The organism is Dietzia aurantiaca (assembly GCF_021033825.1).
Classification (GTDB): domain Bacteria; phylum Actinomycetota; class Actinomycetes; order Mycobacteriales; family Mycobacteriaceae; genus Dietzia; species Dietzia aurantiaca.
This window is the reverse complement of the sequence record NZ_JAIFXZ010000011.1, coordinates 125,828-131,873: the sequence shown is the minus strand read 5'-3', so window position 1 is coordinate 131,873 and position 6,046 is coordinate 125,828. Positions and strand designations below refer to the sequence as shown.

5 protein-coding genes are annotated in these 6,046 nt (G+C 63.9%); 2 read left to right on the top strand and 3 right to left on the bottom strand.

Translation table 11 applies throughout. The annotated features are described in order from the left end of the window. From K3888_RS12555 to K3888_RS12545, 3 genes are all read right to left on the bottom strand, one after another. Nucleotides 1-944, bottom strand: a 944-nt coding sequence (locus K3888_RS12555; protein WP_230930604.1) for an AAA family ATPase, incomplete at its 3' end; no start/stop codon positions are given. 212 nt (nucleotides 945-1,156) lie between these two features. Then, nucleotides 1,157-2,161, bottom strand: a complete 1,005-nt coding sequence (locus K3888_RS12550; protein WP_230930603.1) for a ParA family protein — start codon at nucleotides 2,159-2,161, stop codon at nucleotides 1,157-1,159. A 198-nt stretch (nucleotides 2,162-2,359) separates the two neighbouring features. After that, nucleotides 2,360-3,139, bottom strand: coding sequence for a recombinase family protein (locus K3888_RS12545; protein WP_230930602.1), 780 nt, complete (start codon nucleotides 3,137-3,139; stop codon nucleotides 2,360-2,362). A 601-nt stretch (nucleotides 3,140-3,740) separates the two neighbouring features. On the opposite strand from K3888_RS12545, the gene K3888_RS12540 reads away from it, so the two are divergent. Both K3888_RS12540 and K3888_RS12535 read left to right on the top strand, forming a co-directional pair. Beyond that, nucleotides 3,741-4,730, top strand: coding sequence for a PrsW family glutamic-type intramembrane protease (locus K3888_RS12540; RefSeq protein ID WP_230930601.1), 990 nt, complete (start codon nucleotides 3,741-3,743; stop codon nucleotides 4,728-4,730). A 56-nt stretch (nucleotides 4,731-4,786) separates the two neighbouring features. Then, the gene (locus K3888_RS12535; RefSeq protein WP_230930600.1) at nucleotides 4,787-6,046 is read left to right on the top strand and encodes a PQQ-dependent sugar dehydrogenase; all 1,260 of its coding nucleotides are present in this window, start codon (nucleotides 4,787-4,789) and stop codon (nucleotides 6,044-6,046) included.

Here is a 6,046-nt window from a genome sequence, read left to right as displayed (position 1 = left end):
CGACCAGGCCGAAGAAGCGCGCCGTCAAGTGCGCCGGGAAGATTCGTCGTCGCGATGATTAGCACCCGGTCGTACGCCACGAAGCCGTCGAGGAGCGACAAGAACTGTCCGACCAGTCGATTGGTCGCCTCGTGGTTCTGTTCGCCCCGCTGGGTGTATAAGCTGTCAATTTCGTCGAAAAAGAGGATTGCAGGGCCGTTGCCGTTCGCATGCTCAAAAATCTCCCGGAGGCGGCGCTCAGTCTGGCCGACAAACTTGCCGACGATCGTAGGACCGCCAATGTTGTAGAAAGATGCATCGAGCTTGGCAGCGAGACCTCGCGCGAGAAAGGTCTTGCCCGTACCTGATGGGCCGCTGAACAACATGCCTTTGATCGGGTTGACTCCCATTGTCCGCAACGGCTCGTCCGAGGACAGCGCCACGGTGGCGAGATCGAGAGTTCGGCGAACAAGCGAAGCACTCCCCCCGAAGTCATTGAGCGACGTGCTGTTGTCCTCTTTTTTTATGATGAGTGACTCCGGATCGAAATCATCATCTCCCAATTCTTCGATGGGTTCATCTGCAATGACAGCCACTGGCTGACCGTCTGGCCCAAGCCGAACCGTCTGCCACTTCTTGAAGGGCTCATCGGTTCTCTGCGGAAAGTTGTAGGTAGCCCCAGCCGACTTAAGCACAATATCGCTTCCACCTGCCCACACGACAGTGCCAGTACGATCGCCAGCCGGCCATGACTCGGGAGGTAGGTGCTCGATTTGCCCGTTCCCCAGGAGAAAAACGTCACCGGGATTTAGCTCAACCAGATTTGAACCATTGGCGTGCGCTGTCTGGCCATTCCGCAACTCAAGCAAAAGGGAACCGTCAACATTGGAGAGGACTCGGTACAGCTGACCTTCAACGACCTCGGGGACTTCGTCCTCGAACTCACTTGAATGCACGGTTGTCATCTGTAGCCTTTCGTGCGAGACGTCGAGAATTTCAGACGAACCTGCGCTCCATGGTATGAGGAACCTGGGCGGGCGCGGACAGTGAGTGTCAGGGAGGCAATCCGTTCCGATCCGACGGAGCGTCGATCTACCTAATAAGCCATGACTTAGGAGCGGGCGATTTGACTCCCCACCACCCCATCATCAGCACCACTTTCCCGAGCAAGGTGCACCTAGCTTGTTCGCGCAATTATGTTGTCGCATAGCTCCCTGAACTGTTGCTCGCTCTGTCGTGCGCGCGTTACCTGCCCTCCACGAATCACGTCGTCGGCTTGGAGTTCGAAAATCGCCCGCCGGAGATTCTGTGCGTGAGGCACAAGACTGTGATAGTTCTTCAGATCGCCAAGATTCGCGCCGTCACTACCGGCCGGGTCTGCCAGAGAAGCGCCAGCGCCGTCGTCGAACGCTTCGAGCGGCGCCAGTAGACCTCTCTGGAATTCAGTGGGCATTCGTTCTATCCAAGCGCTGAACGCCATGGTGGCTTCGCCACGGTAGATATTGAACTGCTGTTGCACGTACCCCAGCACCTTGGGCAAACCGGCTGGCAGGTCGAAGGAGAGCTTAGGCGCGACGGACTTTGCCGTCTTCCACTGGCTAACCCAAAGCTCGAGTGCACTTCCTACGCTAGGCAGCGCTCGGATCGAAAACAGATCGGAAGCCATGGGAACGATCAGGTAGTCGCTGGCGATGAGTACCGATCGGTTGAGTCCACCGACATTCGGACCGAGGTCCACGAAAGCATAGTCTGCCTCGACAATCGCCCCCAGCTCTTGGATCATGCGGTATGGAGCGCTTGTAACCCGGAAACCTCTCTCGTTTCCAGCCAGTGACTCCGTCCAGGCGTTGGGCATGATCGCCTCAAACTCCGACAAACGGATGTCCCCGGCGGCCAGCCAGACCCCATCTGGTCGGACCACGTGAGCTTCAGGCGCCTCTACGTCACCCGCGCCACCGACGAGGGGGCGGAAGGCGTGGGCCACGGTCAATCCGTCTGCGTCTTCGCTGTACATACGGTCGAACTCTGAGTTCGATACGCTGATCGCCGTCAGATTCGCCTGCGCATCGAGATCGACCATCAGGACTCGCTTGCCAAGTCGGGCCATCTCGATAGCAGTGTTGAAGAGCATCGTCGTCTTGCCGACGCCGCCCTTGTGGTTGAAGAATGCGATGGTTTTCATACTGACAACTCTGGCAGAGCCAGGCGCAGAACAATAGTTCTATCTATCTGCACTCTTGCGGAATGCGTCATAGCCTAGTTGTTCGTGACTCTCGGCCGTCACAACTCATGCCCCTGCCAGCCAGCGGACCGGTTGCCGGACAGGGTGCCGCGCCAGCAGGTCTCATCGGAGACGGCCGATCATTGACGCACGGGTGACTCATCGCTGAAGGGCACGGTAGAGCGTCGATCGACCCACCCCCAGGTCGCGGGCGATCGCCGATGGCCCCTCCCCCGCCTCAATGCGGGCACGAGCCTTGTCAATCTGCTCATCAGTCAGGACGCGTTTGCGCCCCTTGTACTTGCCCTTCGCCTTGGCGATGGCAATACCCTCGGCCTGGCGTTCACGGATGATGGCCCTCTCGAACTCTGCGAACGCCCCGAGAAGCGAGAGCATCAGATCGGCGCGAGGATCCTGGGCACCAGCAGCGTAGGTGGCCCGCTCGTGGACGAACTCCACACTCGCGCCCTTAGCCGTGATCTCACCAACGATCTGCTTGAGATCAACCAGAGATCGAGCGAGACGGTCCATCGACGCCACAACCAGCTCGTCACCATCTCGCAGGTACCTGATGCACTCTTCAAGCTTCACGCGATCGGCACGCGACCGGGCGGACTGCTTCTCGACATAGACCCGGTCGCACTCCCCCACCGCCTCGAGCTGACGCGCCTCGTTCTGATCGGCAGTCGACACACGCACGTACGCCACCCGCTGCCCACGCGGACGCGAGACCCGGCGTGCCGACTTCGGAGCCGGCTTCGGCTTTCGCTTCGGGTTCTGCTCGATGATGTTCTCCGAGTCCGTCGACTCCACCCGAAAGTTCCAGCCCAACTCATCCCGGCGACGGAACCGAGTCCGCACGCTCCCGCGGCTAACGATGAGCACCTCTTCCCCACCGTCACCCGCCCGGTTCAAGAGCGTCCCGATCCGCTCAGCCATCGAAAGACCCTCTCGTCCGGAATCTGTATCAATAGATACTAGACCTCACGAGACTACGTTTCATAAATGACAAATCTGACCCTGCGACACAGCGGCAATGTCGGCTCGCCGGTCGTCCCGCACGGGTGTACTTATCTGAAGCGAACGGGTTCTCCGAGAGAACGAGGAGCAGCATCGGACTCTGCCCAGTGAGAGCGTCGGTGGGGCTCGCTTAAATCCTGGCCGCAGGGACAATCGCGAACAGTCTGACAACTGGGTCGGGTGTGTGAACCCTCTCGGCACCAGCGCTCCTTGGATCGTCGCCACCTGTTGTCAGTGGCTCGGACCCTGCCGACCTCGTGGCAATTCGCGACTGACACTCTGGTGACAACGCCCTGCTGGATCAGCACGAGGTTGACAGACCGTTTAGCAACCGACAGTTCCGGTATTCTCGCCCGGCGGCCGAGTGACATCCGCTTCATCATCTTGTTAGGCGCCTGACCTGCAAAGACCGGGATGGAATGAGGAATTGACCACGACTGCGCCGGCCTCTGGCTGATATCCGTATGGCCCGGCCGAGAGGGCGGCGGAGTGGGACGGCCGGGCCTGGACCGGCCACCAGGTGGCGGACCCGGCAGTTCCTACCCTCCCGGCCCACTGCCGGCCGCTGGAGTTCCTCACCCGGCCGTGGTTCTGGCTGATCGTCGCGGGCGTCGTGATCACGGCGGCCGCCGGGGCGATGTGGAACTCCGGCGAATCCGCGTGGTGGATCGCCCCGGTAGCGGTCGGTCTCATCCTGGCCCTCTCGGGGATCGTGCTCCTGTTCCGCCCGCGGCTGCGGTTCGCCGAGGTGGCGCACCTTCCCGTGATCATCGGGGCCGGCGTGGTCTCCGGGCTCATCGGGCTGGCGGTGGCGTTTCTCCTCGAGGGTAAACTCGAACCGCATCTGCGGATGCCGTTCGCGCTCGATCTGTGGCTCTCGGGGCCCATCGAGGAGACCTGCAAGATCGCCGTCCCCGTGCTGCTGTTGGTGTTCGCCCGCAAGCGGTTCGGAGATCCCCGCGCCGGCGTGCTGATGGTATTGGTCAGCGCAGCGGTGTTCGGGGTCGGCGAGGGTCTGCAGTACGTCAACGGGGGCAGCGGAGCCAACAGTCACCTCCTCCAGGGTCTCGTCCGCCCGCTCGCGGAGATCTCCCATCCGTTGTGGACCGCCATCGCCGCCGGCGCGATCTGGTTGGCAGCCCATCGGTCGGGCCGGGTGTTGACCTGGGCCGGGCTGGTCGGGTGGCTCGTCGCCGCGGGACTGCATTCGCTGCACGACGGCCTCTTCTCGTGGAACGAAGGGGGCACCCAGAACGACACCACCGATCATGATCTGTCGATGTCGGACGTCGTGGTGAGTGCGATCGGTGGCAACATCATCAGCATCATCGCCGCGGTTTTCGCCTTCCTCGTCCTCCGGCACGTGCTGCGGGAGCTCACGCCGCCGACCGCCATCGACACCGCCCCACGGTCGTGGCGCCCCTGGCTCGCGCTCTGGGGTGTGCCCGCGGCGACCCGCGAGCGGTGGGCGTCAGAGGATCCGGTGTCATCGTCATCCCGGATGGAATAAGTTCGGGCGCAGGGCGACTCACCCGCCCTCCCGGAACCCACCCCACAGGAGTGCTCGTGTCCCTCGCCACCGACCACCGCAAGCCCTCTCTCCGCGCGGTCGCCACCCACCCCGCCACGTTCCCGCGGACCCTCTCCGCGGTGGCCGCCGCTGCCGCGGTGACCGTCGCGTTGCCACTCACCGCGTGTGCGCAGAGCATGATCCCGGGCGGTGGCCCCGTCGGGTCCAGCACTGACTCGCTCGGTTCCCTGGCCCCGGAGCGGCCCCTGTCCCCCGGCCCGGAGGTCGACGTCGACGTGCTGGCCGACGGATTCACGATCCCGTGGGACGTGGCGCGCGATCCGAGTGGTGTCGTCGTCACCGGTGAGCGTGGCTCGGGCGCGCTGCACGCGATCCACCCGGACGGCAACACCACAGACATCGCCGCCGACCTGGGCCAGGTGTTCGCCCAGGCCGAGAGCGGGCTGATGGGGATCGCGTTGGCCGCGGACTTCGGGCAGAGCCGCGAGGTGTACACCTGCCACTCCTCGGCCGATCACGGCGACAACCGAGTGACCGCCTGGACCGCGGCGGACGACTGGTCTGCCCTCGAGTCGCCGCGGGTCCTTGTCGAGGGCATCCCGCTCAGCGAGGGCGGATTCCACTCCGGCTGCCGCATCCTGCCCATGGCCGACGGCTCGCTGTACATCGGCACGGGCGACTCGTTCTCCGGCCCGGGCCCCCAGGATCCGGACTCGCTCGCCGGGAAGATCCTGCACGTCAACCGCGACGGCACTCCCGCCGACGACACCATCAGCGACGACTCCCCCGTCCTGACGACCGGCCATCGCAACGTGCAGGGACTCGCCGCACAGCCCGGCACCGATCGCATCTACTCCGCGGAGCACGGCCCGAATGTCGACGACGAGGTCAATCTCGTGCAGCCAGGCGGCAACTACGGGTGGAACCCGAACCGCGGCGGCGAGTACAACCAGGACGTCCCCATGACCGACACCGGCGCATTCCCGGACGCGGTGCCGGCGATCTGGCGCTCGGGCGCGCCGACGCTCGCGCCAGGCGGGATGACGTTCCTCGACGGCCCCGCGTGGGGCGAGTGGAACGGCGCGATCGCGGTGGCGATGCTCAAGACCAGCCAGATCGTCCTGATGAAGCTGTCCCCGGACGGCAACTCGGTCACCGAGATGGCGACACTGCTGCGCGACGTCCACGGCCGGATGCGGTCCATCACCCCGGAGCCGGACGGCTCGCTCCTGGTGACCACCTCCAACGGCGGCGGCGCCGACGAGGTTCTGCGGGTCCGCCCCGCCGCCGAGTAG